Here is a 22746-nt window from a genome sequence, read left to right as displayed (position 1 = left end):
ACACTCCTTTCACTGCCTGCCCCCGACCATGCCTACCGCTATCATTGCCGACGACGAAAGACTGATGCGCGACCTGCTGCGCACCCGATTGTCCCAGGTGTGGCCGGACCTCGAGATCATCGGCGAAGCGAAGAACGGCGACGAGGCCGTGCAGCTCGTCGACGACCTGAAGCCCGACCTGACCTTTCTCGACATCCGCATGCCGGGCAAGACGGGCATGGAAGCGGCGCGCGACATCGGCGACGCCAGCCAGGTCGTGTTCGTCACCGCATACGACCAGTACGCCGTGGAAGCGTTCGAGCGGGGCGCCATCGACTACGTGCTGAAACCGCCCGAGCCCGAGCGCCTCAAGATCACCGTCGAGCGCCTGAAGGAACGCCTGGCGACGCCCGCCCAGGCGGCCACCGCGTCCGTCAACGTCAGTGACACGGTGACCGCGATGCTGTCCCAGCTCGCCGAAAAGATCGCGGCGCCGAAGCCGAAATACCTGCAATGGATCCAGGCCAGCATCGGCCAGGACCTGCGCATGATCCCGGTCGAGGAAATCCTGTTTTTCCGTTCCGACGAAAAATATACCTGTGTTCAGACCGAGAAATTCGAGGCACTGATCCGCAAGCCGGTGCGCGACCTGTCCGAGGAGCTCGATCCGGCGCTGTTCTGGCAGATCCACCGCGCCACGCTCGTGAACGTCAACGCCATCGAAGGCGTGACGCGCGACATCCGTGGCCGGCACTTGGTGCTGATCAAGGGCCGCTCGGAAAAGCTCGAAGTCAGCCGCAGCTTCCTGCACCTCTTCAAGCAGATGTAAGTCAAGCCAGCAGTTTGCACGGCGGGTAAGGTAGATGCCGGACCCGCACAGCGGGTTGTTTTCTATCAAGCAAGTTGAATGAAACGCCCGCGCCGCCCCCGCGCTTCCGGCAGGACCGCAGCCTGGCTTCTCGCCGGATTCGCGGCCGGCTATTGGCTGGGCCGGCGCTTCCGACAGGAGCCCGACACCGTGCCGGCCAGCCGCCAGATCGTCAACCACGTCAGCGAAGCCATCATTTCCGCCGACCAATCGAACACCATCGTCATGGCCAATCCGGCCGCGGCAGCCCTGTTCGCCACGAGCGTCGAGCAGATGGTGGGGAGTCCGCTGGGACGCTACATCGAGCCGCCGAACGCGGACGTCGACGAACCCGTGGACTATTTCCGCCCCGGCAGCGGCCGCGCGGGCCGCCGCGCCACCGACTACACGGTCATGGGCCTGCGCGGCGATGGCGAACGCTTCCCCATCGAGGGTTCCATTTCACGCACCAACGGCAACGCGCCGTTCTACACGGTCGTCATGCGCGACGTCAGCGACCGCAGCCGCGTGCAGGAAAAACTCACGCGCTCGCACGACCAGCTGCGCCAGCTGTCCGCCGCGCTGCAGACCATCCGCGAGGAAGAGCGCACCCACATCGCGCGCGAACTGCACGACGACCTCGGCCAGCTGCTCGCATCGCTACGCATGGACCTCACCCTGCTGCAACACGCCGACGGCACGCCCAGCGAAAGCCTGCGGCTGATGCGCGGCATGGAAGACAATCTGCTGACCGCGATCACGTCGCTGCGCCGCATCGCCACCAACCTGCGTCCGCGCGCGCTCGACGAAGGCGGTCTGTATTTCGCGCTGCAGGGCCTGCGCGACGATTTCATCGAACGCTACGCCATCCCCACCACCCTGCTGGCCGACGAGGCCGAACTGCGCCTTGACGACACGGCCAGCACGGCCATCTTCCGCATCGTGCAGGAAGCGCTGACGAACATCGCCCGCCATGCGCAAGCCACCCGCGTCATGATGAATCTGTTCCGGCTGAACAGCGACCTGCTCATCACGATCCGCGACGATGGCCGCGGAATCCGTCCCGAAGACATGGAAAAGGCGGAATCCCTGGGCCTGATCGGCATGCGCGAACGGGTCTGGGCGATGAAGGGCGAGATCTCGATCGGCACTGACGAGCCGCAAGGTACCCGCATCGACATCGTGCTGCCGCTGCACGATCACCTCGTGTAATCCTGTTGTCACACATTGATGACAACGCGAATGTGGCAATTTCACAACATTTCGCTGTGTCATCAAATCGACATATCGCTTCGATAAGATGCCTGCCAATCAAGCAATAGACCACATTGTTTGAGTCGTCCGACATCTTATTGGAGAATCCTGAATGCAAGTCAAACGCCTGGCCGCAGCCGTGGTCGCCCTCACCCCCCTGTTCGCCGCCGCCCAGACCAACGTGACCCTGTACGGTGTCGTCGACGCCGCCATCGAGTCCGGCGACGCCGGCAATCCGGATGGCCGCCACACCAACGTCCAGTCGGGCAACCAGTCGGGCAGCCGCTTCGGCTTCCGCGGTTCGGAAGACCTGGGCAACGGCCTGAAGGCCATCTTCAACCTGGAAGCGGGCGTCGCCGTCGACACCGGCGCGCAGGATTCCTCCGGCCTGTTCCAGCGCCGCGCCGTCGTCGGCCTGGAAGGCGCCTTCGGTACCCTGACGCTGGGCCGAGAGTACTCGCCGATCGCCGTCGTGGCCGGCGCCTCCGACGAATTCGGCCAGGGCTTCTACGGCACCAACCTGTCGGCCTTCGGTTCGGGCAAGGTGACCCGCCGCCTGGCCAACTCGGTCAACTACAAGAGCGCCTCGTTCAACGGCTTCGACCTGCTGGCCACGTATTCCGCCGGCGAAAAGACCACGGGTCCGTCGGGCGACCTGAAAGGCATCGGCGCCGAATACAAGATGGGCGGCCTGTACCTGGGCGCCGCCTACCACACGCTGAAGCGCGTCTCGTCGGGCAACGACAAGGAATACGGTGCGGGCGCCGCCTACACGTTCGCCGACGTCGGCGGCCTGGAGATCAAGGCCAACTACCTGTCGGCCGATCCGGACGGCGCGAACAACAAGTTCAAGCAGTACAACCTGGGCGCCGGCTACCCGTTCGGCCCGAGCAAGGTCTACGTGAACCTGCAGCAGAACAAGCTGGAAAACGGCGCCAAGGGCAATGCCTGGGCACTGGCCTACAGCTACTCGCTGTCGAAGCGCACGAACCTGTACGCGTCGTACGCCAACATGAACAACAACGGCCTGGCCACCTTCGGCCTGAACTCGGGTTCGAACAACCTGACCCCGGCCGCGACGTCGCTGGGCGGCGATCCGTCGGTGTTCACCGTCGGCATGCGCCACGCGTTCTAAGCGCTGTGCGTGGGCACAAAGTGCCCACCTTTCTTATTTCAGGCGGCAGGTGAGCATCCAGTAATAGGTCAAGCGCTCGATCCGGATCTCCCTCACCTCGCCGCCCAGCCGCTTGCGCAGCGCGCTGTCGGCCGGATAATTCTTCGGCAACTCGAACCGCTCGCCATCCGGCGCCGCGACGATTTCATAGGTATTGCCTTGCGCATCGGTGCGCGCGATGGTCGTGCTGCTGCCCTCGACGTAGGCGTCGTCCAGCAGGATCAGAGCAACGTCGCGGCCGAGCCGGACGCGCAACTGGGCCAGCAGCGCGTCCTGCTCGTCGCGCTTCAGGTGCGACCACCAGAAGCCGATGAACACGCAGGAGAACGTGCCCAGGTCCTCGGGCAGGTCGAGCCCGTCCACCTTGCGGAACGCGACCTTACCCTCCGGAAAACGGCGGGTTGCGGCGCGGGCGATCATCTCGTCGAGGATATCGGTCGCCAGCACCTTGTCGGCGTTGGCGGCGATCACTTCCGTCCAGTAGCCGGTGCCGCAAGCCAGTTCCAGCACGGTCTGCCCGCGCACCAGTTGCGCGATGCGGTCGCGTACCTGCGATAAGTCGTTGGCGCGTTCCGCCCGCGACAGCGCGGCGTCGGCCGCCTGCGTGCTGCTCGCGTAGTAACGCGCGACGGGGTCATTCTGTCGATTCATGGTATTAAAGCTCGTAATTGTCACTGGTGCCGCGCATGGCGGACTCGACCATCTTGCGGTTGAGCGTGGGGGCCAGCAGCTCGATGAACGTATAAATATAGCTGCGCAGATAGGCGCCCTGCTTGACGGCCACGCGCGACACGTTCATGCCGAACAAATGCCCGACGGGAATAGCGCGCAGGTTGCGGTCGCGTTCCTGGTCGAAGGCCATGCCGGCGATGATGCCGATGCCCATGCCCAGCTCCACGTACGTCTTGATGACGTCGGCGTCGATCGCTTCCAGCAGGACGTCCGGCTTGAGGTTGCGCAACTCGAACGCATGGTCGATCTTGCTGCGGCCCGCGAACGCGGCGTCATACGTGATCAGCGGGTAGCCTGCGATCTCTTCCAGCGAGATCGCCTTCGATTTCGTCAGCGGGTGCTCGTGCGGCACGACGAGGACGTGTTCCCATTGATAACACGGCAATGTGATCAGGCCGTCGACCGCCGCGATCGATTCCGTCGCGATGGCGAGGTCGGCCTGGTCGTTCTTGACCATGTCGGCGATCTGGCGCGGATTACCTTGCAATAAAGACAACCTGACTTTCGGGAAACGCTGCATGAACGCCTGCACGACCTTCGGCAGCATGTAGCGCGCCTGCGTGTGCGTGGTGGCGATGGTGAAGCTGCCGCTGTCCTGGGCGGCGTATTCCTTGCCGATGCGCTTGAGGCTGTCGATCTCCTGCATGATCAGCTCGACAGATTGCAGGACGAGGCGGCCCGGTTCCGTCAGGCCGCGGATGCGCTTGCCGTGGCGGGTGAAGATGTCGACCCCGAGCTCCTCTTCCAGCTCGATGATGGCTTTCGACACCCCGGGTTGGGACGTGAACAACGCCTTGGCGGCGTCGGTCAGGTTGTAGTTCTGGCGGACCGCTTCGCGCACGAAACGTAGTTGGTGTAGGTTCATTGCCCTTATCTTGTCAATCTGATGCCGCATTTTACAAGGATGCTTATACCGCAGGCTCATATAAGCAAATAAATTCTCCGTCGTTTGGAATATAGCTGGATTTTATTAATATTCGGGATAGTTTGGGTCAGGATTGGCCCGCCCCCTTAGGAATCTTGCCCATGTACCGTTACGACCAATACGACCATCTCATCGTACGTGAACGCATCGCCCAGTACCGCGACCAGGTACGGCGCCGTCTCGCCGACGAGCTGACCGAAGAAGAATTCCTGCCGCTGCGCTTGCAGAACGGCCTGTACATGCAGCGTCATGCCTACATGCTGCGCATCGCCGTGCCGTACGGCCTGCTGTCGACGGCGCAGATGCGCATGTTCGCCCACATCGCCCGCAAGTACGACCGCGGCTATGGCCACTTCACGACGCGCCAGAACATCCAGTTCAACTGGATCGAGCTGGAACAGACCCCGGACATCCTGACCGACCTGGCCTCGGTCGAAATGCACGCGATCCAGACGTCGGGCAATTGCATCCGTAATACGACGACGGACGAATTCGCCGGTGTCGCCGCCGACGAGATCGTCGATCCGCGCCCGTACGCCGAACTCATCCGCCAGTGGAGCACGTTCCACCCGGAATTCATCGCCCTGCCCCGCAAGTTCAAGATCGCGATCAATGGCGCCGTGGAAGACCGCGCCGCGATCGCCGTCCACGACATCGGCCTCACCGCCGTACGCAACGAGGCGGGTGAAGTCGGCTTCAAGTTCATGGCTGGCGGCGGCCTGGGCCGTACGCCGATCATCGGCAGCGTGATCAACGAGTTCGTGCCCTGGCAGCACCTGCTGACGTACACGGAAGCGATCATGCGCGTGTACAACCAGTTCGGCCGCCGCGACAACAAGTACAAGGCCCGCATCAAGATCCTGGTGAAAGCCGTGGGCGCCGAGGAATTCACGCGCATGGTCGAGGCGGAATTCGCCGACCTGAAGGATGGTCCGGAAACGCTGACCCGCGAGGAAGTCGAACGCGTGGCGCAATGGTTCAATCCGAAGCCCTACCTGACCCTGCCCAGCATCGATCCCCGTGCGGAGCATGCCGACAACAAGGCGTTCGCCAACTGGCTGCAGCGCAACGTCAAGCCGCACAAGGTGCCGGGCTATGCGTCCGTCGTGCTGTCGCTGAAGAAAACCGGCGTGCCGCCGGGCGACGCGACCGCCGAGCAGATGGATTTCGTGGCCGACCTGGCCGACAAGTACAGCTTCGGCGAACTGCGCGTGACGCACGAGCAGAACCTCGTGCTGGCCGACGTCGAGCAGTCGAAACTGTTCGAGATCTGGCAGCAGGCGAAGGCGCGCGGCCTCGCGACGCCGAACATCGGCCTGCTGACCGACATGATCTCGTGCCCGGGCGGCGACTACTGCTCGCTGGCGAACGCGAAGTCGATCCCGATCGCGGCCGCCATCGCCGAGCGTTTCGACAACCTGGATTTCCAGCACGACATCGGCGACATCGAACTGAACATCTCGGGCTGCATCAACGCCTGCGGCCACCACCACGTGGGCCATATCGGCGTGCTGGGCGTGGACAAGGACGGTTCCGAGTGGTACCAGGTGTCGATCGGCGGCGCCCAGGGCAACGAGTCGGCCATCGGCAAGATCATCGGCCCGTCGTTCTCCGCACCGCAGATGCCGGAAGTCATCGGCCGCCTGCTCGAGGTCTACGTGAAGAACCGCGTCGACGGCGAACGCTTCGTCGACGTGGCGCAGCGCCTCGGTGTCGCGCCGTTCAAGGAACATGTGTATGCCACGCCGATCCCGGCCGGCGCATTGGTTGGGGAAGACGAATATGCCTAATTTCGAATTGCACTCGCACAAGCAGATCATCAAGCACCGCGAGGTGGTGGATGACGACTGGAGCGTCCTGAAACTCGTCGAAGACGGCACCCCGGAAACGGTTGAAGTCCCGGCCGGCAAGATCATCGTCCCGTTGAAAGTCTGGCTGGCGCAGCGCGAGCAGCTGCTGGGCCGCGCGGAGCGTCGTGAACTGGGCATCTGGTTCGCGTCGGACGAGCTGGCGAACGCGGTCAAGGACGACCTCGACAAGTTCGCCGTCGTCGCCGTCGACTTCCCGAAATTCACCGATGGCCGCGGCTATTCGATCGCCTACAATCTGCGCAAGCGCCTGGGCTACCAGGGCGAGCTGCGCGCGATCGGCGACGTGCTGCGCGACCAGCTGTTCCAGATGTACCGCTGCGGCTTCAACGCCTACGCAACGCGCCAGGACCGCAACATCCATGACGCACTGAAAGGCCTGACGGTATTCTCGGCAACCTATCAGGCGGCGGTCGACACGCCGCTGCCGCTGTTCCGCCGCCACGAGCGCGGCGCACTGCCCGAGCACAGCGACGTCGGCGCCGGCATCTGACGAGCAAACAAGGAAACCCATGAGCGACCTGAACGCGCGGGTGAATGAAACCCGCGGCATCCTGGAGCGCATTGCGCGCGATTTTTCGCCCGCCGTGTTCGCTTCCAGCCTGGCGGCCGAGGACATGGTCCTCACCGACCTGATCTTGAAGGCCGGCCTGCCGATCACCATCTTCTCGCTGGAGACCGGCCGCCTGCACAAGGAAACCCTGGCCATGATCGACAAGGTCAAGGCCCATTACGGCTACGACATCGTCGTGATGCGTCCGAAGCAGGAACTGGTCGACGAGTACGTGAGCAAAAACGGCCTGAACGCGTTCTACGACAGCGTCGAGCTGCGCAAGGGCTGCTGCTACGTACGCAAGGTCGAACCGCTGGGCCGCGCCCTCGCCGGCAACAAGGCGTGGATCACCGGCCAGCGCCGTTCGCAATCGACGACGCGCCTGGATCTGCCCGTGCAGGAAGACGATACGGCGCACGGCCTGGCCAAGTTCAATCCGCTGGCCGACTGGAGCGAAGAGGACGTGTGGGAATACATCCGCGCCAATAACGTGCCGTACAACGACCTGCACGACCGCGGCTACCCGTCGATCGGCTGCGAACCCTGCACCCGCGCGATCCAGCCGGGCGAGGACGTGCGCGCCGGCCGCTGGTGGTGGGAAAACGCCGACTCCAAGGAATGCGGCCTGCACCTCGTGGACGGCAAGCTCATTCGAATCAAATCCGTAGCCCCGGCCTAATTCATGGCCATTGAAGACATCGACAGGCTCAGCAAAATGACGACTTTTAGTGACACCCCGCTCGCGCTCAGCGACGTGAATGCGCGCCACCTGGACGCGCTCGAATCCGAAGCCATCCACATCCTGCGCGAAGTCGCGGCGGAATGCTCGAACCCCGCGCTGCTGTTCTCGGGCGGCAAGGACTCCGTCGTGCTGCTGCGCCTGGCCGAGAAGGCGTTCCGTCCGGGTAAATTCCCGTTCCCACTCGTCCACATCGACACGGGCCACAACTTCGACGAAGTGATCGCCTTCCGCGATGCACGCGTGGCCGAACTGGGCGAGCGCCTGATCGTCGGTTCCGTCGAGGACTCGATCAAGAAGGGCACCGTCCGCCTGCGCAACCCCCAGACGGATTCGCGCAATGCCGCGCAAGCCGTCACGCTGCTGGAAACGATCGCCGAATACGGCTTCGACGCCTGCATCGGCGGCGCCCGCCGCGACGAAGAAAAAGCGCGCGCGAAAGAGCGCATCTTCTCGTTCCGCGACGAATTCGGCCAGTGGGACCCGAAGGCCCAGCGTCCGGAACTGTGGGACCTGTATAACACCCGCGTCCACCCGGGCGAGAACATGCGCGTGTTCCCGATCTCGAACTGGACCGAGCTCGACGTCTGGCAATACATCGCCCGCGAAAAGCTGGCCCTGCCGCCGATCTATTTCGCGCACGAGCGCCAGGTGATCCCGCGTAACGGCCTGCTGGTGCCGTTGACGCCGCTGACCCCGGCCCGCGACGGCGAGGAAGTCGAGACCCGCGTCGTCCGTTTCCGCACCGTGGGCGACATCTCGTGCACGTGCCCGGTCGCATCGGATGCGGCTACCGTCGACGCCATCATCGCCGAGACGGCGATCACCCAGATCACCGAGCGCGGCGCGACCCGCATGGACGACCAGACGTCGGAAGCCTCGATGGAAAAGCGCAAGAAACAAGGATATTTCTGATGAACGCCCTCATTACCTCTCTCCGCGAACAACTGAATCACGATGCCGACCAGAGCGGCCAGGCCGGTCTGCTGCGCTTCATCACCGCCGGCTCCGTCGACGACGGCAAGAGCACGCTGATCGGCCGCCTGCTGTTCGACAGCAAGGGTATCTTCGCCGACCAGCTGGCCGCCGTGTCGCGCTCCAAGCACAAGCGCACCGTGGGCGACACGATCGACCTGTCGCTGCTGACCGACGGCCTGGAAGCCGAGCGCGAGCAAGGCATCACGATCGACGTCGCGTACCGCTATTTCGCGACGCCGAAGCGCAAGTTCATCATCGCCGACACGCCGGGCCACGAGCAGTACACCCGCAACATGGTGACGGGCGCGTCGACCGCGGACGCCGTCATCATCCTCGTTGACGTGTCGAAAGTGAAGCTTGGTGACGACGGTTCGGTGGAACTGCTGGTGCAGACGAAGCGCCATTCGACCATCGCCAAGCTGCTGCAGATCGAGCACGTGATCGTCGCCGTCAACAAGATGGACCTCGTGAACTACGACCGCACCGTGTACGACCGCATCGTCGCCGAATACACGAAGTTCGCGGACACGCTGGGCCTGAAGGACATCACGGCGATCCCGCTGTCGGCGCTGGCCGGCGACAACGTCGTCGAGCGCGGCGACAACATGACCTGGTACGAAGGCCCGACGCTGATCGAACTGCTGGAAGGCCTGTCGGTCTACGACGAGACCCACGCCGCCCCGTTCCGCTTCCCGGTGCAGCTGGTCGCGCGCCACAACGGCCACGAAGCCAACGACTTCCGCGGCTACATGGGGCGCATCGAGTCGGGCAAGGTCGCCGTGGGCGACAAGCTCGTCGTGCAACCGTCCGGCCACAGCGCCACCGTGAAGGAAATCGTGACGTTCGACGGCCCGCTGCAGCAGGCGGTCGCCGGCCAGTCGGTCACCATCACCCTGAACGAGCACGTGGACATCTCGCGCGGCGACGTGCTGGCCCCGGCCGAGCAACCGGCCACCCTGCTGAAGCAGGTGAAAGCGGATGTGTGCTGGATGTCGGACGAGCCCCTGGACGTGCGCCGCAAGTACTGGATCAAGCACGGCACGCGCCAGACGATGGCCAAGGTGAAGGCGATCGATTCCGTCCTGGACGTCAACACGCAGACGCGTCGCGCCGTCGACAACCCGGCCGAAGGCCTGAAGCTGAACGACATCGCGCAGATCGAACTGACCGTGCAGCAGCCGCTGGCCGCCGACGCCTACGATGCGATCCGAGCAACGGGTGCCTTCATCCTGATCGATGAAGTTACCCATCAGACGGTCGCAGCAGGTATGATCCGTATTTAAGCAGTGGGGCCTCGATAAACCTACTGCGCGTCGGTTTCTCGAGGCCCTGATGCGATGTAAAAGTCTTAATAACACCTTTAGTACCAAGGGATCGTATGGCTGGGCTGGGAAAAGTTTATCTGGTTGGAGCCGGTCCCGGCGCTGCAGATCTCATCACCGTTCGCGGAGCGCGCCTGCTCGGGGAGGCGGAGGTCGTGCTGTACGACGCCCTCGTCACCCCGGAGATGCTGGCGCTGTGCGCGCAGGCCGAGTTGATCCCGGTCGGCAAGCGCTCCGGCCAGCGCTCGACGGCGCAAACCGTCATCAATGAAAAACTCGTCGATGCCGCACAGCGCTACCAGCGCGTCGTGCGCCTGAAAGGCGGCGATCCGATGCTGTTCGGGCGCGCCGACGAGGAACTCCGTGCCCTCGAGGAAGCGGGCATCGAAGTCGAAGTCGTCCCCGGCATCACGACGGCCGTCGCCGCCGCCGCCGCGACGCTGCAGCCGCTGACCAAGCGCGGCGTGGCGCGCAGCGTCGCCTTCTTCACGTCCAGCACCGCGCCGGGCGAACCCGACCACCCTGCCCTGCCCGAAACCGACACCCTTGTCCAGTACATGGGCGGCCGCGAAGCCGCGGCCACGGCGGAACGCCTGCTGGCCGAAGGCCGCCGGCCGGACCTGCCCGTCGTCGTCGTGGAAAACTGCAGCCGCGCGGACCAGCGCGTGCGCCGCCTGACGCTGGCCGACCTGGCGCATGGGCTCGACGTGGCGCATGGGCCGGTGCTCGTCATGATCGGCGAGGCGATGGGGCACCGGCCGCACCAGTCACTAGACCCGTCAGCATAAGCACGTCATTCCCGCGCACGCGGGAATCCATGCTGAGCTTCCGAAGTCAGTCTACGTGCCGCGCTGAAATGCTTCCGAGCTGACGAATTCTGCGATTCAGCATGGGTTCCCGCCTTCGCGGGAACGACGCTTTGGTGGCTTATTCCGCCCGCGCTTCCAACTCGGCCTCGAGCCGCTGCGCGGCCGCATGCGTATCCACCGCGATGCGGTTCACGCGCGCCAGCGCCGCCGCCAGCCGCGTCCCGCACTCTCCCCCGCATTCGCGCACATGCCACAGCGCGAGATCGCAGCGCATGCGCGCCAGTTCCGCGCGCAGGCCGGCCAGCATGCGCCGCAACGCGCCATCCGCATCGGACGCGGGACCGCCTGGTGCTCCGGCGGCCGTCAGATGGTCCTGCATGCGGGCGATGCGCGCGTGCATGCGCTGCAGGCGGCCCGCGAGGCGGTCGAGGCGGCGGGCGCAGCGCAGCTCCACCCACGCGCGCGGCATCGGCGGCAACTGAGGCAGGACCGCGCGCAGGCGGGCGAACAGGGTGGCGAGCTTGCTGGACATCGCAGCAGTCTCGGCCTTCCCTTCGCCGGCGGCCATGATGCGCAACAAACTTCGTGCGACTCAACCCCAGTGCAGGTAGTCGATGCCGTTCTGGATGCTGCCGATGACCTGCACCTGGTTTTCCGTGCTCTCGCTGAACCCGACGAGGACATCGGCGCGCGACGTCGAATGCAGCGCATCCGTCCAGAACGCGTAGCCGGCGGCGTCCGGCGCGCGGTGCAGCACGTTCTGGTACAGGGCCTCAACGAATTGCGCGTCGCTCACGTTGGTGCCGTACAGCTTGCCGAACTCGGCGCTGCCGATGAAGCCGGCGGCGGCCTGCGCCAGCGACGCGCCCTTGTCCAGCGCATCGATCCAGAAGCCGAGGCCGGTCTTGTCCGGCGTGCGCGCAAACGCGGCCTGGTACAGGCGGTACGCTTCGCCCGCATTGCCGTTCACGTCCAGCGCCACCATGCCGTCGCTGAACTGGAGGCGCTCGACGCCCGTCAGCGTCGCGTGGTTGCCGACGGCATCCTTCACGGACACGACACCGTTGTCCGCGACGATGGTCGCCCCGGCGCGCGCGGTCGTGTACGCGAGCGTGTCGACGCCGGCGGTCCCCGTCATCTTGCTGTCGCCCGCCACGGCCTGCAGCACGTGGGCATTGCCGCTGAACGCGACGTTGGCCATCTTCAGCGCGCCCGAGCCCGACAGGGTGCCGCCGGCCGGCGCCACGAAATCGATGCCGTTCCGGATGCTGTTGGCGACCTGGGCCTTGTTCTCGGCGCTCTCGCTGAAGCCGGTGAGGACGTCGGCGCGCGACGTCGAATGCAGGGCATCCGTCCAGAACGCGTAGCCGGCGGCGTCCGGTGCGCGGTGCAGCACGTTCTGGTACAGGGCATCCACGAATTGCGCGTCGCTCACGTTGCTGCCGTACAGCTTGGCGAACTCGGCGCTGCCGATGAAGCCGGAGGCGGCCTGCGCCAGCGGCGTGCCCTTGTCCAGCGCATCGATCCAGAAGCCGAGGCCGGTCTTGTCCGGCGTGCGCGCAAACGCGGCCTGGTACAGGCGGTACGCCGCGCCCGCGTTGCCGTTCACGTCCAGCGCCACCACGCCGTCGCTGAACTGGATGCGCTCGACGCCCGCCAGCGTCGCGTGGTTGCCGACGGCATCCGTCACGGACACGGCGCCGTCGGCCGCGGCGACGGTCGCCCCGGCGCGCGCAGTCGTGTACACGAGCGTGTCGACGCCGGACGTCCCCGTCACCTTGCTCTCGCCCGCCACGGCCGCCAGCACGTGCATGCTGTTGGTCATGGCGATGCTCGCCACTTTCGACAGCGCGGCCGACGTGCCGGTGGCCGGGGGACTCGCCACGGGCGCGGGTGCAGGTGCGGGTGCCGGCACGTCCTGGACGCTGGCCGTAGGCATGCCCGCGGGCGCCGCGGCCGGGACGACGCCCACCAGCACGCGCATCTCGACACTGGCCGTGCCGGACGCACTCGTATCGATCCACGCGCCGGCGAAGCCGCCGCCGGCCAGCGCCGTCACGTCCGGGCAGGCCTGGTCGCCGCTGCGCAGCTGGCTGATGCCGAATTCCTGGCTGTCGATGGCGTTGCCGTCCCCGTCGAACCGGCGGCCGAAAATACCGTTGCCGTCGCCGTCCGCGCCCTGCCACGCGACGAGGAAGGAACCGTCGGACAGCGCCGTGACGGCGGCATCATCATGCCCGCCGCCCGATGCCACGTTGGCCTGCGCGACGGCGCCCACGGCATGGCCGGCGGTGTCGAAGCGCTGGAAGAAGATGTCGCTGTTCGCGAAGCCCCACGGGTCGTTGACATAGCTGTCCCACGCGACGACGAAGCCGCCGCCCGCGAGCGCCGCCACGTGCGGCAGCGGCGCGGCCGTCGTCGTGCTGGCCGCGTAGCCGTCGCCGCTCGCGACGAACACGGATCCCGGTGCGCGGCTCAACGCGGCGTAGACGTTGCCGTCGTTGATCTCGCCCCACGACACGACGTACCCGCCATCCGCGAGCGCGGCCAGCGCGGGGCTGTAGGCCGAACCGAGGGCGTCGTACACCTGCTGCGCGCCGGCGGGGGTGCCGTCCGCGGCGGCCTGCTGCACGTGCACGGCCGCGCCGCTGCGCCAGCCGACGGCGAACGAGCCGTCGGCGAGCGTCGCCACGGCCGGCATGGCGGCGTCGCCGGACATTCCGGCGTCGAGCACGTGCTCGGCGCCCGCGCTGCCGCCGGCGTCCACGACGCGGTATGCGATCTTGTTCGCGCCGCCGTCGTTCAGCGTGTACGCGACGACGAAGCGGCCGCCGACCAGCGCGGTGACGGCCGGCTGGCCTTCGACGCTGGCATCGCCATTCGGCGTGAGCGCGAACGCGGCGCCCAGCGGATTGCCGGCCGCGTCGCGCAGCTGCGCCCACAGGCCCGCGCCCTGGCCCTGCCAGACGGCGGCGACGCCGCCGCCCGACAGGGTGGCCAGCGCCGGGGCGGACGTCCATGCGTCCAGCGCGGCGCCGGCTTTCGATTCGTTGGCGAAGCCGGGCAGGCCGTCCGTCGCGCCGTCTTCCACCGCATAGGTGAGGACCTGCGTGACGCCCGTGTTCGGGAGCGGGTTGCCGTTGCCGTCGACCTGGTAGCGGTCGTAGTAGTGCACGGTCACCGCGGCCGACAGGCCGCCGGCCGGCAGCTGGCTCGCGTCGGCGACCACCAGCCGGGCAGCCGTGTCGACGGCGGGGTTGTAACTGATGCCGAACAGGCCCGGTTGCGACTGGCTCTCGATCACCCAGCGGCCGCCCGTCAGGTCGCCCGTGTCGATCCCGGCCACGACGTCGACGACGTCGCCCGCGTGCGCGGTCGTGAACACGATGCCGTCGCCGCCGACGATGCCCACGGGCTGGCTGTCCGGGAACACGGTGTCCTCGGCCGTGACGACGCTGCCGTCCGCCAGCTTGTAGTGGATGCCGAACGTGTCCGGCGTCGTCCCGTCGCCGGCCTGGCGGTCCTGGAACCGCCACAGCGTACCGGCCGTCGCGACGTACGCGCCCTGGCCGTCGAGCGGCATCGTGTAGGCGAGCCAAGTCCGGCCGTTGTCCTGGCTGTACTGCATGTCGCCGCGGGCGAATGCCTGGCCCAGGCTGCCGGCCGCGTCGAAGGCGACGGCGGTGACGGCAGAAGTCGAGGCGCCGGCTGGCAGCGTGGCGCCGGCATAGCTCCAGGCCGAGGTGGCCTGGCCCGGACGGACGTAGTGGGAGGTCGTGGGAGTGGTCATGGCGTGGGTATCGATGGCGGGTGGCAGGAGCGTGGCTACCCCATCCGCATATAATTCCCTATGGAAAACTTAAATTCAATGAAGAAATTTCCTTTCGAGAGTAAAGACGCCCGTAAACCAACGGAACGTTTCTACCGCTGCAACCGAATTGGCAGGGATGGATGCAACGACGACAACAGAGAAATCGAACCTGCCAGCTTGCCGAATCGGCCATGCCCGCAAGCAGTTATAATCTTTGGAGCAACAGTCTGGCATTCCCGCGTACCTGCTTCCCAGCGCCCTTTGCGGGCCGTCCTGTTCACGACTTCACACGATTTACCGATACACCTGAAGGATCAACATGCGTTTTTTGAATCGCTGTACCGCATTCCTGCGGCACGAGCGCGCGCCCGTGCTCATGTCGATGCTCGTCCCTGTCCTGTTCGGCCTGCTCTCCGTGTGGCTGGGCCAGGACGAAAACTGGGACCTGCGCAATTACCACTGGTACAACCCCTATGCCTTGTTCAACGACCGGTTGCACGTCGACATGGCGGCCGGGAACTGGCAAAGCTATTTCAATCCGGCGATCGACGTCCCCTATTACCTGCTGAACCAGTGGCTGCCGGGCCGGGCCGTCGGGTTCGTGATGGGGTTCGTCCATGGACTCAACTTCATCCTGCTGCTGACGCTCGCACGACTCATGCTGCCCCGGGACAAGGCCGACAACCGCCTGTGCATCCTGCTGGCCCTCGCGGGCATGTGCGGCCCCAGCTTCCTGTCGCAGGTTGGCAATACGATGGGCGACAACCTGAGCGCCCTGTTCATCCTGGCGTCGCTGTGCATCGTCATGCGCGGCTGGGACCGGTTGCAGGCCCTGTCGGACGGCGCCGTCGCCACGCTGCTGCTGGCGGGCGTCGTGATGGGACTGGGCGCAGGGCTGAAGCTCACCAATGCGTCGTATGCGCTCGCGCTGTGCATCGCGCTGCTGGCGGTGCCCGCCACGTTCGGACGCGGGATCGCGGCGGCGTTCACGTACGGCTGCGGCACGCTCGCCGGGGTCGCGATCGCGGCGGGGCCGTGGTGGTGGCGGATGTGGAAGACGTTCGGCAATCCGCTGTTCCCGCAATTTAACAGCATCTTCAAGAGCCCCCTGGCGCAGCAGGTCGCCGTCATGGACACCGACCACTTGCCGCACGGCGCGCTGGAAGCCCTGTTCTGGCCGTTCGTGTTCAGCCGGGAATTTTTCCGCGTATCGGAACTGCCGTTCAAGCAGGCGATCGTGCCGCTGCTATACGCGCTGGCCCTCGCGTTCCTCGCGCGCTGGCTGTACGACACGGTGCGCGGCGGCGCGCCGGCGGAACGCCTGGCGCCGCGCGCGCGCTTCCTGCTGATCTTCGGGATCGTCGGCTATCTCGTGTGGCTGAAGCTGTTCAGCATCTACCGCTACCTGGTGCCCATCGAACTGCTGGGACCGCTGATGGTGTGGGTGCTGGTCCCGCGCCTGACCGGGCCGCGCGTCGGCCCGTATCTGGCCGGCGGCATGTTGCTGTTCACGTCGCTCTACGTCTACCCGTTCATCACGTGGGGGCATGCCGGCTGGGCCGAGAAGAGTTTCAGCGCGCAACTGCCGCCGATGGAACATCCGGAGTCGACGCTCGTTTTCACCGCGCACGGCGATCCGCCGATGGGCTGGGTCTCGACCTTCGTCCCGCGCGAGGTGCGCGTCATTTCGCTCGGCGCAGGCTTCCCCGAGTCGCCCGCCTACCTCGAGCGGATCCAGTCCGTGATCGCGAGCCGGCCCGGTCCGCATTACGCGATGCTCGCCGCCGATCCCCGCGACCAGGTCGAGAAGGACGAGGCCGTGGTCAAGGCGGCCACGCAGAACCTGGCCCGCTATGGCTTGACGCTCGACCCGGCCGGCTGCAAGCGCTATCCGGCGGCGATCGGCAAGAGCCCGTCACCGGTCCAGATGTGCCCGGTGACGGTCAACAAGTAAGACTCAGGCGGCGTCCGCCCCGGCACAGTAGGCGGCCATCGCCGCCAGTACGCCGGGGTCCTCGCCGACGGCGGGGACGGTGCGGAACGTCACCTGCGGATGGGTGGCGCGCAGCTGCTCCAGCAGCAGCGGCAGGTCGCGCAGCAGGTGGCCGCCCTGCCCCAGGAACACGGGGACAATGGTGATGTCGCGCGCGCCGAGCGCCACCTGGGCGCCCACTTCGTCCGGCAGGCTCGGCGTCATCAGTTCGAGGAACGCCAGCGACACCGCGCAATCCGGACGCTGCGCCGCGGTCAGGTCGCGCAGGCGCTGGAACGGCGCGGCCCAGGTGGCGGCACGGGCGCCGTGGGCGAACAATACGAGTGCTTTTTCCATCAGTGTCTCTCCACCCAGCGCAGGGCGCCGATCGCCAGCAGCAGGAACAGCAGGCTGGGCGCGGCCGCCGTCACGAAGGCCGGCCAGGTCGACAACATGCCCACGTGCGAAAACAACGAGTTAATCAACAGGAAGCTCACGCCGATCATGATGCCGATGAAGATCTTCAGGCTCACGCCGCCGCTGCGCGTGTGCAGGTAGCCGAACGGCAGCGCGAGCGCCATCAGCACGAAGATCGACAGCGGGTCGAACAGCTTCTTCCAGAATGCGATCTTGAAGCGCTCCGTCTCCTGGCGGTTTTCCGCGAGGTGGCGCGTGTACACGGCCAGCTCGTTCGCGGACATCCGCTCCGGATCGGAGCGCGACACCGACAGGATCTTCGGCGTGATCTCGGAGACGAGGTCGAGGTTCGCCACCTTGCGCGTGGAAACGGACGCCGTGTCCTGGCCGTACGTGCTCTGGATCGTCTGGCCGGCCGGAATGGGCGTGCCCGGCGCGGGCAGTTCGCGGCTATTCGCAAACAGGGTCTCGGTGACGTCGTTCAGGCGCCAGGTGCCGTTGCCGCTGAACGTGGCACTGGCGGCCGTGATCAGGGAGCGCATGCGCATGCTGTTGTCGAACTCGTACAGGCGCAGGTCGATCAGCTGGCCGTCCGGGCGGATCTGGCGCGCGTTGAAGAAACGCGACCCCGTCACGGGCCCCTTCACGCCGCCCGCATGGATCGTGTCCTTGGTCCACATGCCCGAGCGGAATTCGGCCGACACCGTCGCACCCTTCGCGGACAGGCGCACGCGTTCCGCGATCGGCGCCGTGCGCGGCGTGATCAATTCGCCGAACAGGAACGTGACGGCGACGAACAGCACGCCGATCTTCGCCAGGATGATGCCGGCCTGCTGCGTCGACATCGACGACGCCCGCATGATCGTGAATTCCGAACTCTGCGCGAACTGCGCCATCGTGTAGATGGTGCCGATCAGCGCGGCGACCGGCATCACCTCGTACACGTGGCCGGGCAGCAGGAGCAGCACGTACAGGATCGCGTGCTGCATCATGTAGCCGCCCTTGCCCACCGACGGCAGTTCCTGGGTCAGGTCCATGAAGGCGATGAGGCCCAGGAACGCCACGAGCACGAAGGCGACGGCCTGCGCGATGTTGACGAAGAAGTAGCGCTGCAGGATCTTCATTGCGCGCTCTCCTGCGTCACCGCACCGCCGCGCAGCAGCCGGCGCCGCTTGAGGGCGCCCAGCAGGGCGAGCGGATGCCACGGGTGGTTGACGTTCAGGCGCCAGGCGAACAGCCCGGCCACGACCACGAGCGCGAACACGTGCAGCGGCCACCACGCCACGCCGAAGGCCATCTTGCCCTGCTTGACGCTGGCTTCGAACAGTTTCGACAGGTTGCTGTAGGTGAAAAAGATCAGCAGCGCGAGGATCAGGTTGGCGGAGCTGCCGGCGCGCGGATTGACGAAGCCGAGGGGGATCGCCAGCAGCATCAGCACGAGGCAGGAGATCGGCGCCGACACCCGGTACAGCAGTTCGGCGTTCGTGTAGCGATTGTCCGGCAGCGCCAGCAGCGCCGGCGTGGACAAGGCGTCGGCCGGCGTCTCGGTGCCGATCACGGGCGCCTGGCTGGAGACGCGCATGCGGTAGCGCTCGAACTCCATCGACTGGAAATCGGCGCGTCCCGGCTTGCCCAGGTAGCGGCGGCCGTTCTTCAGCACGAGGTATTGCCCGCCCTTGCCGTCCGGTTCGATCACGCCTTCCTTGGCGACGACGATGGAATTGCCGTCGGCGTCGACGGAATTCACGAACACGTTCTGCACGACGGTCGCGCCGCTCGTGCTGCCTTCCACGAAGAACACGCGGTTGGTCGACGGCGATTCGCGGAACTGGCCGGGCGACACGCGCTTGAGGTCTTCGCGCTTTTCGAAACGCTCGACGAATTCGGCACTCTTCATCTTGGCCCACGGCGTCGCGACGAACGACAGCGCCGCGACGATCGCCACCATGGGCAGGCCGAACACGAGCACCGGCGGCACCCACCGCATCAGCGACTGGCCGGACGCGAACCACACGACCATTTCCGAGTCGCGATAGCTGCGCGTCACGGTGGCGATGACCGCGATAAAGCTGGTAAGAATGATGATTGTTGGCAGATAATTCAGCACCGAAAAGCCGATCAGCGCCAGCACGTCGCCCGAGGCGACCTTGCCGCCGGCGGCCTTGCCGAGGATGGAGATCAGGGTCCAGGTGACGAAGATCGTAAACAGGACCGTGAAGGTGGCGCCGGCCACGCTGGCCAATTCACGCTGTAGGGCGCGTTGGAAAATCATTCGATAGTTATAATTGCTGGTTGGAAGGAACCCCGGGAACCGTCACAAGCGGGTGCCATTTGGAATGGTTCCTCGGACAGCACGCGCGTCAAAAACTCGAAACGGAGAATCAAATGGACTTTAGCATAAAAGCATTCGACACAAAAAACACGCTGGCCGCAGCCAAATCGGGCTGTGTGGCAGTCGCGGTGTTCGAAAACAAGAAACTGTCGGAGGCGGCGAAAGCCCTCGATCTGAACGGCGCGATCGGCGCCGCCGTCAAGTCGGGTGACATCTCCGGCAAGCCCGGCTCCACCCTGCTGCTGCGCGGCGTGGCCGGCGTGAGCGCCGCCCGCGTGCTGCTGGTCGGCATGGGCGCCGACGAAGCCGTGAGCGAGAAAAGCTTTGCCGGTGCCGTGACCGCTGCCCTGAAAACCTTCGCTTCGCTGGGCGCGCAGGATGCCATTATCGCATTCCCGCTGGAGAATGTGAAAGCCCGCGACCTGAACTGGGCGCTGAAGAACATCGTCATCGCCGCGAACGAAGCGGAATTCCGCACCGACGCGCAAAAGAGCAAGAAGGATCCGGCACCCACCGGCGTGCGCAAGCTGGCCATCGCCGTCCCGGCCGCGACGCCGCAGATCAAGGCCGTGCTGGCGCAGGCGCAGGCCGTCGCGAACGGCATGAACCTGACGAAGGAACTGGGCAACCTGTCGCCGAACGTCTGCACCCCGACCTACCTCGCGAACACGGCGAAGAAGCTGGCGGGCGACTACGGCTTCGACATCGAAGTCCTGGACCGCAAGCAGCTCGAAGCCCTCAAGATGGGCAGCTTCCTGTCCGTCACGCGCGGCAGCGAAGAGCCGCCGAAGTTCATCGTCCTGAAGCACAACGGCGGCAAGAAGAACGATGCGCCGGTGGTCCTCGTCGGCAAGGGCATCACGTTCGACACGGGCGGCATCTCGCTGAAGCCGGGTCCGAACATGGACGAGATGAAGTACGACATGTGCGGCGCCGGTTCGGTGCTGGGCACCTTCCGCGCCATCGGCGAGATGGGCCTGAAGCTGAACGTCGTCGGCATCGTGGCCGCGTGCGAGAACATGCCGTCGGGCCGCGCCACCAAGCCGGGCGACATCGTCACCGCGATGAACGGCACCACCATCGAGATCCTGAATACGGACGCCGAGGGCCGCCTGATCCTGTGCGACGCCCTGACCTACGCCGAGCGCTTCAAGCCGGCCGCCGTCGTCGACATCGCGACCCTGACGGGCGCCGTGATCGTCTCGCTGGGCCACCACACGTCGGGGGTGTTCACGCGCCACGACGACGCCCACGACGCCCTCGCCCAGGAACTGCTGGACGCCGGCAGGCAGGCGGGCGACCCGGCCTGGCGCCTGCCGATCGGCGAACAGTACAACGAGCAGCTGAAGTCGAACTTCGCCGACCTGGCCAACATCGGCACGCCGGGCGGCGCATCGATCACGGCGGCCTGCTTCCTGGAGAACTTCACGCGCAACTACACGTGGGCGCACCTGGACATCGCCGGCACGGCGTGGAAATCGGGCGCGGCCAAGGGTGCGACGGGCCGTCCGGTGCCGCTGCTCACCACGTTCCTGCTGAACCGCGTGTAAGCGCTTTTCGCCCCGCGCACGACGGGCGCCCGCGGGCGCCCGTTTTTTATCCGGGCATCAGAACACGACGTTGCCGGGCGCCGCCGACTCCGCCGCCCCCGCGCGCGGCACCGCGGGCCGCATCAGCACGGTGAGGGTGGACTGGTAGGCGACGCCGTTGCCGTCGTACGGATTGACGTAGCCGTCGCCCCCGGCGCTGACGATGATGTTGCCGATCAGCCGGTCGGTGTCGAAGAACGAGGTGGCATGCGCGTCGGCGACTTCGCGCGCGCTGCCCGTGCCGTCGCGCGCGCAGTCGATCGTCAGGGGACTCCTGCTGCGCTCGACCGTGACCCGTGCGGGCGTCACGACGAACCAGCGCCCCGCCGCGTTGGACAACAGGCAGCCGACACCCTTCACCTCGCGGTGGTCGAGGATGGTGTGAACTTCCAGCTGTTGCGTGGGGGTTTCGGCAGGCGCCGTCACGCAGCCGGCCATGGCGGTGCTCAGCGCGCCGATGCAGGCGGTACGAAAAAAAATCAGGGACATGTCTTCACCGGGAATGCTTACCACCCGTTTACGGCGGCAATCGGAAAGACATGAGGCGAAGCGCATCCCAGGGTCGCCGGGATGGCGTTGCTAAACCGCGGCCGGCACCGGGTCGATGGGCGCGAAGCGCGGCATGCGCTTCCCGTCCACGTCGACCAGTCCGAAAAATGCATCCCGCGGGCGGACCCAGGTCTTGCCGTCCTGCCCGCGATACACGATCACGGCCGTGTGGTCCGCCTCGAGGACAGCCTCGCAGACCACGTCGTACAGACCGCCCTTGTAGTGGCGGTAGCGCATCAGGCCTTTTCTTCGGCCGTGGCGCGATTCCTCTTCTTGAGGTTCTGGATGACCTTGACGATGCCTTCGATGCCGGCGTTGTCATCCAGTTCGCTGAACGCGTCCAGCACCTCGTTGAGGACGCGATTGCGCACGCTCGCCTCGTCGGCCTGCATCTTCTGCGGCTGGTTCTCGGACGGCGCGAATTTCTGCGGCGCTTCGGCCGCAGTCTTTTGTCCGTGTGCCAGCGCGGCCTGCCAGATCAGCCAGCGGCGTTGGGTTTCGTACACGAGGTACTCTTCCGGCTTGTCTTCACGACGCCGGACAATGTGGCCATCGCGTTGGGCCCATGCTTCAAATGCTTGGCGCATTGTTGTCCTTTACAAAGCTGTGTGCAAATCCTGCTCTCGGATCCGCGATCGTACACACCTGCCTAAGCCGGCCGCTCGACCGACCACGGCAACCATCTGATCAATGCAACGAATTGCTGTTGAATAATTGGTTCCAGAGCAATATGCCAATAGTACAACCAAAGTTGGCCTACTGCAATTTTTTTCTTTCGAGAAGGAGACAATACGTAAATGTCCCGTCTCTTGCTGTGATTGTTACATCTTGTCACAGTTCGGCGCAACTTTCCAGCGTCGTTACGATTTTTTACTCCACGGACAATAATTTTACGA

General features: G+C 65.6%; 21 protein-coding genes. 11 read left to right on the top strand and 10 right to left on the bottom strand.

Going from position 1 to position 22746, the window contains the following annotated elements:
* Window positions 1–28 precede the first annotated feature (28 nt).
* From QPK29_RS28150 to QPK29_RS28140, 3 genes are all read left to right on the top strand, one after another.
* Entirely contained in the window at window positions 29–808 is a 780-nt protein-coding gene (locus tag QPK29_RS28150) for a LytR/AlgR family response regulator transcription factor (RefSeq protein WP_160408400.1), read from the top strand.
* 78 nt (window positions 809–886) lie between these two features.
* A complete protein-coding gene (locus tag QPK29_RS28145; protein ID WP_056127164.1) occupies window positions 887–2038 on the top strand; it encodes a PAS domain-containing sensor histidine kinase in 1152 nt (383 codons plus the stop codon).
* A 154-nt stretch (window positions 2039–2192) separates the two neighbouring features.
* Window positions 2193–3215, top strand: a complete 1023-nt coding sequence (locus QPK29_RS28140) for a porin (protein WP_160408398.1) — start codon at window positions 2193–2195, stop codon at window positions 3213–3215.
* Between the two features lie 33 nt (window positions 3216–3248).
* Here QPK29_RS28140 and QPK29_RS28135 read toward each other — a convergent pair whose 3' ends face one another.
* Together QPK29_RS28135 and QPK29_RS28130 are read right to left on the bottom strand one after the other, a co-directional pair.
* The gene (locus QPK29_RS28135) at window positions 3249–3905 is read right to left on the bottom strand and encodes a class I SAM-dependent methyltransferase (RefSeq protein ID WP_371771570.1); all 657 of its coding nucleotides are present in this window, start codon (window positions 3903–3905) and stop codon (window positions 3249–3251) included.
* A gap of 4 nt (window positions 3906–3909) precedes the next feature.
* Complete coding sequence (locus tag QPK29_RS28130) at window positions 3910–4851, bottom strand: CysB family HTH-type transcriptional regulator (RefSeq protein WP_056127158.1); 942 nt, start codon at window positions 4849–4851, stop codon at window positions 3910–3912.
* A gap of 161 nt (window positions 4852–5012) precedes the next feature.
* Between QPK29_RS28130 and QPK29_RS28125 the strand changes: the two genes are divergently transcribed.
* From QPK29_RS28125 to cobA, 6 genes are all read left to right on the top strand, one after another.
* Window positions 5013–6701 carry a nitrite/sulfite reductase gene (locus tag QPK29_RS28125; RefSeq protein ID WP_160408394.1) on the top strand — a complete coding sequence of 563 codons (1689 nt, stop codon included), beginning with the start codon at window positions 5013–5015 and terminating at the stop codon, window positions 6699–6701.
* Window positions 6694–7272, top strand: coding sequence for a DUF934 domain-containing protein (locus QPK29_RS28120; RefSeq protein WP_056127153.1), 579 nt, complete (start codon window positions 6694–6696; stop codon window positions 7270–7272). The genes QPK29_RS28125 and QPK29_RS28120 overlap by 8 nt, the downstream gene beginning before the upstream one ends.
* A 19-nt stretch (window positions 7273–7291) precedes the next feature.
* Entirely contained in the window at window positions 7292–8011 is a 720-nt protein-coding gene (locus QPK29_RS28115) for a phosphoadenylyl-sulfate reductase (RefSeq protein WP_160408392.1), read from the top strand.
* A 36-nt stretch (window positions 8012–8047) separates the two neighbouring features.
* Complete coding sequence (cysD, locus tag QPK29_RS28110) at window positions 8048–8986, top strand: sulfate adenylyltransferase subunit CysD (RefSeq protein WP_105381050.1); 939 nt, start codon at window positions 8048–8050, stop codon at window positions 8984–8986.
* Complete coding sequence (locus tag QPK29_RS28105) at window positions 8986–10332, top strand: sulfate adenylyltransferase subunit 1 (RefSeq protein ID WP_371771571.1); 1347 nt, start codon at window positions 8986–8988, stop codon at window positions 10330–10332. The genes cysD and QPK29_RS28105 overlap by 1 nt, the downstream gene beginning before the upstream one ends.
* 95 nt (window positions 10333–10427) lie before the next feature.
* Window positions 10428–11159 (top strand): uroporphyrinogen-III C-methyltransferase, encoded by a 732-nt coding sequence (gene cobA / locus QPK29_RS28100; RefSeq protein WP_371771572.1) that lies wholly within the window; start codon window positions 10428–10430, stop codon window positions 11157–11159.
* 139 nt (window positions 11160–11298) lie between these two features.
* Here cobA and QPK29_RS28095 read toward each other — a convergent pair whose 3' ends face one another.
* Together QPK29_RS28095 and QPK29_RS28090 are read right to left on the bottom strand one after the other, a co-directional pair.
* A complete protein-coding gene (locus QPK29_RS28095; RefSeq protein ID WP_400189875.1) occupies window positions 11299–11760 on the bottom strand; it encodes a hypothetical protein in 462 nt (153 codons plus the stop codon).
* A 12-nt stretch (window positions 11761–11772) separates the two neighbouring features.
* Window positions 11773–14970 (bottom strand): DUF4214 domain-containing protein, encoded by a 3198-nt coding sequence (locus tag QPK29_RS28090; RefSeq protein WP_371771573.1) that lies wholly within the window; start codon window positions 14968–14970, stop codon window positions 11773–11775.
* A gap of 340 nt (window positions 14971–15310) precedes the next feature.
* Between QPK29_RS28090 and QPK29_RS28085 the strand changes: the two genes are divergently transcribed.
* Window positions 15311–16945, top strand: a complete 1635-nt coding sequence (locus QPK29_RS28085) for a hypothetical protein (protein WP_371771574.1) — start codon at window positions 15311–15313, stop codon at window positions 16943–16945.
* A 3-nt stretch (window positions 16946–16948) separates the two neighbouring features.
* On the opposite strand, the gene QPK29_RS28080 is transcribed toward QPK29_RS28085, so the two are convergent.
* The 3 genes from QPK29_RS28080 to lptF are packed head-to-tail and all read right to left on the bottom strand — an operon-like array spanning window position 16949 to window position 19652.
* A complete protein-coding gene (locus QPK29_RS28080; RefSeq protein ID WP_056127138.1) occupies window positions 16949–17320 on the bottom strand; it encodes a sirohydrochlorin chelatase in 372 nt (123 codons plus the stop codon).
* Window positions 17320–18504 carry an LPS export ABC transporter permease LptG gene (gene lptG, locus QPK29_RS28075; RefSeq protein WP_056127136.1) on the bottom strand — a complete coding sequence of 395 codons (1185 nt, stop codon included), beginning with the start codon at window positions 18502–18504 and terminating at the stop codon, window positions 17320–17322. The genes QPK29_RS28080 and lptG overlap by 1 nt, the downstream gene beginning before the upstream one ends.
* Complete coding sequence (gene lptF / locus QPK29_RS28070; protein ID WP_371771575.1) at window positions 18501–19652, bottom strand: LPS export ABC transporter permease LptF; 1152 nt, start codon at window positions 19650–19652, stop codon at window positions 18501–18503. The genes lptG and lptF overlap by 4 nt, the downstream gene beginning before the upstream one ends.
* Window positions 19653–19765: 113 nt before the next feature.
* Here lptF and QPK29_RS28065 point away from each other — a divergent pair, with 113 nt between their 5' ends.
* Window positions 19766–21262 carry a leucyl aminopeptidase gene (locus QPK29_RS28065; protein ID WP_056127132.1) on the top strand — a complete coding sequence of 499 codons (1497 nt, stop codon included), beginning with the start codon at window positions 19766–19768 and terminating at the stop codon, window positions 21260–21262.
* Between the two features lie 57 nt (window positions 21263–21319).
* Here QPK29_RS28065 and QPK29_RS28060 read toward each other — a convergent pair whose 3' ends face one another.
* From QPK29_RS28060 to QPK29_RS28050, 3 genes are all read right to left on the bottom strand, one after another.
* Window positions 21320–21790, bottom strand: a complete 471-nt coding sequence (locus QPK29_RS28060; RefSeq protein ID WP_371771576.1) for a hypothetical protein — start codon at window positions 21788–21790, stop codon at window positions 21320–21322.
* 90 nt (window positions 21791–21880) lie between these two features.
* Window positions 21881–22087: a DUF1653 domain-containing protein gene (locus QPK29_RS28055; protein ID WP_056127131.1), complete on the bottom strand. Its 207-nt coding sequence runs from the start codon at window positions 22085–22087 to the stop codon at window positions 21881–21883.
* A complete protein-coding gene (locus QPK29_RS28050) occupies window positions 22087–22437 on the bottom strand; it encodes a hypothetical protein (protein WP_056127129.1) in 351 nt (116 codons plus the stop codon). Before QPK29_RS28050 ends, QPK29_RS28055 begins: the two co-directional genes overlap by 1 nt.
* Window positions 22438–22746: the final 309 nt, after the last annotated feature.

It is taken from the genome of Massilia orientalis (assembly GCF_030411975.2).
Lineage (GTDB): Bacteria > Pseudomonadota > Gammaproteobacteria > Burkholderiales > Burkholderiaceae_D > Telluria > Telluria orientalis.
This window is presented reverse-complemented; position numbering and strand designations above follow the sequence as displayed.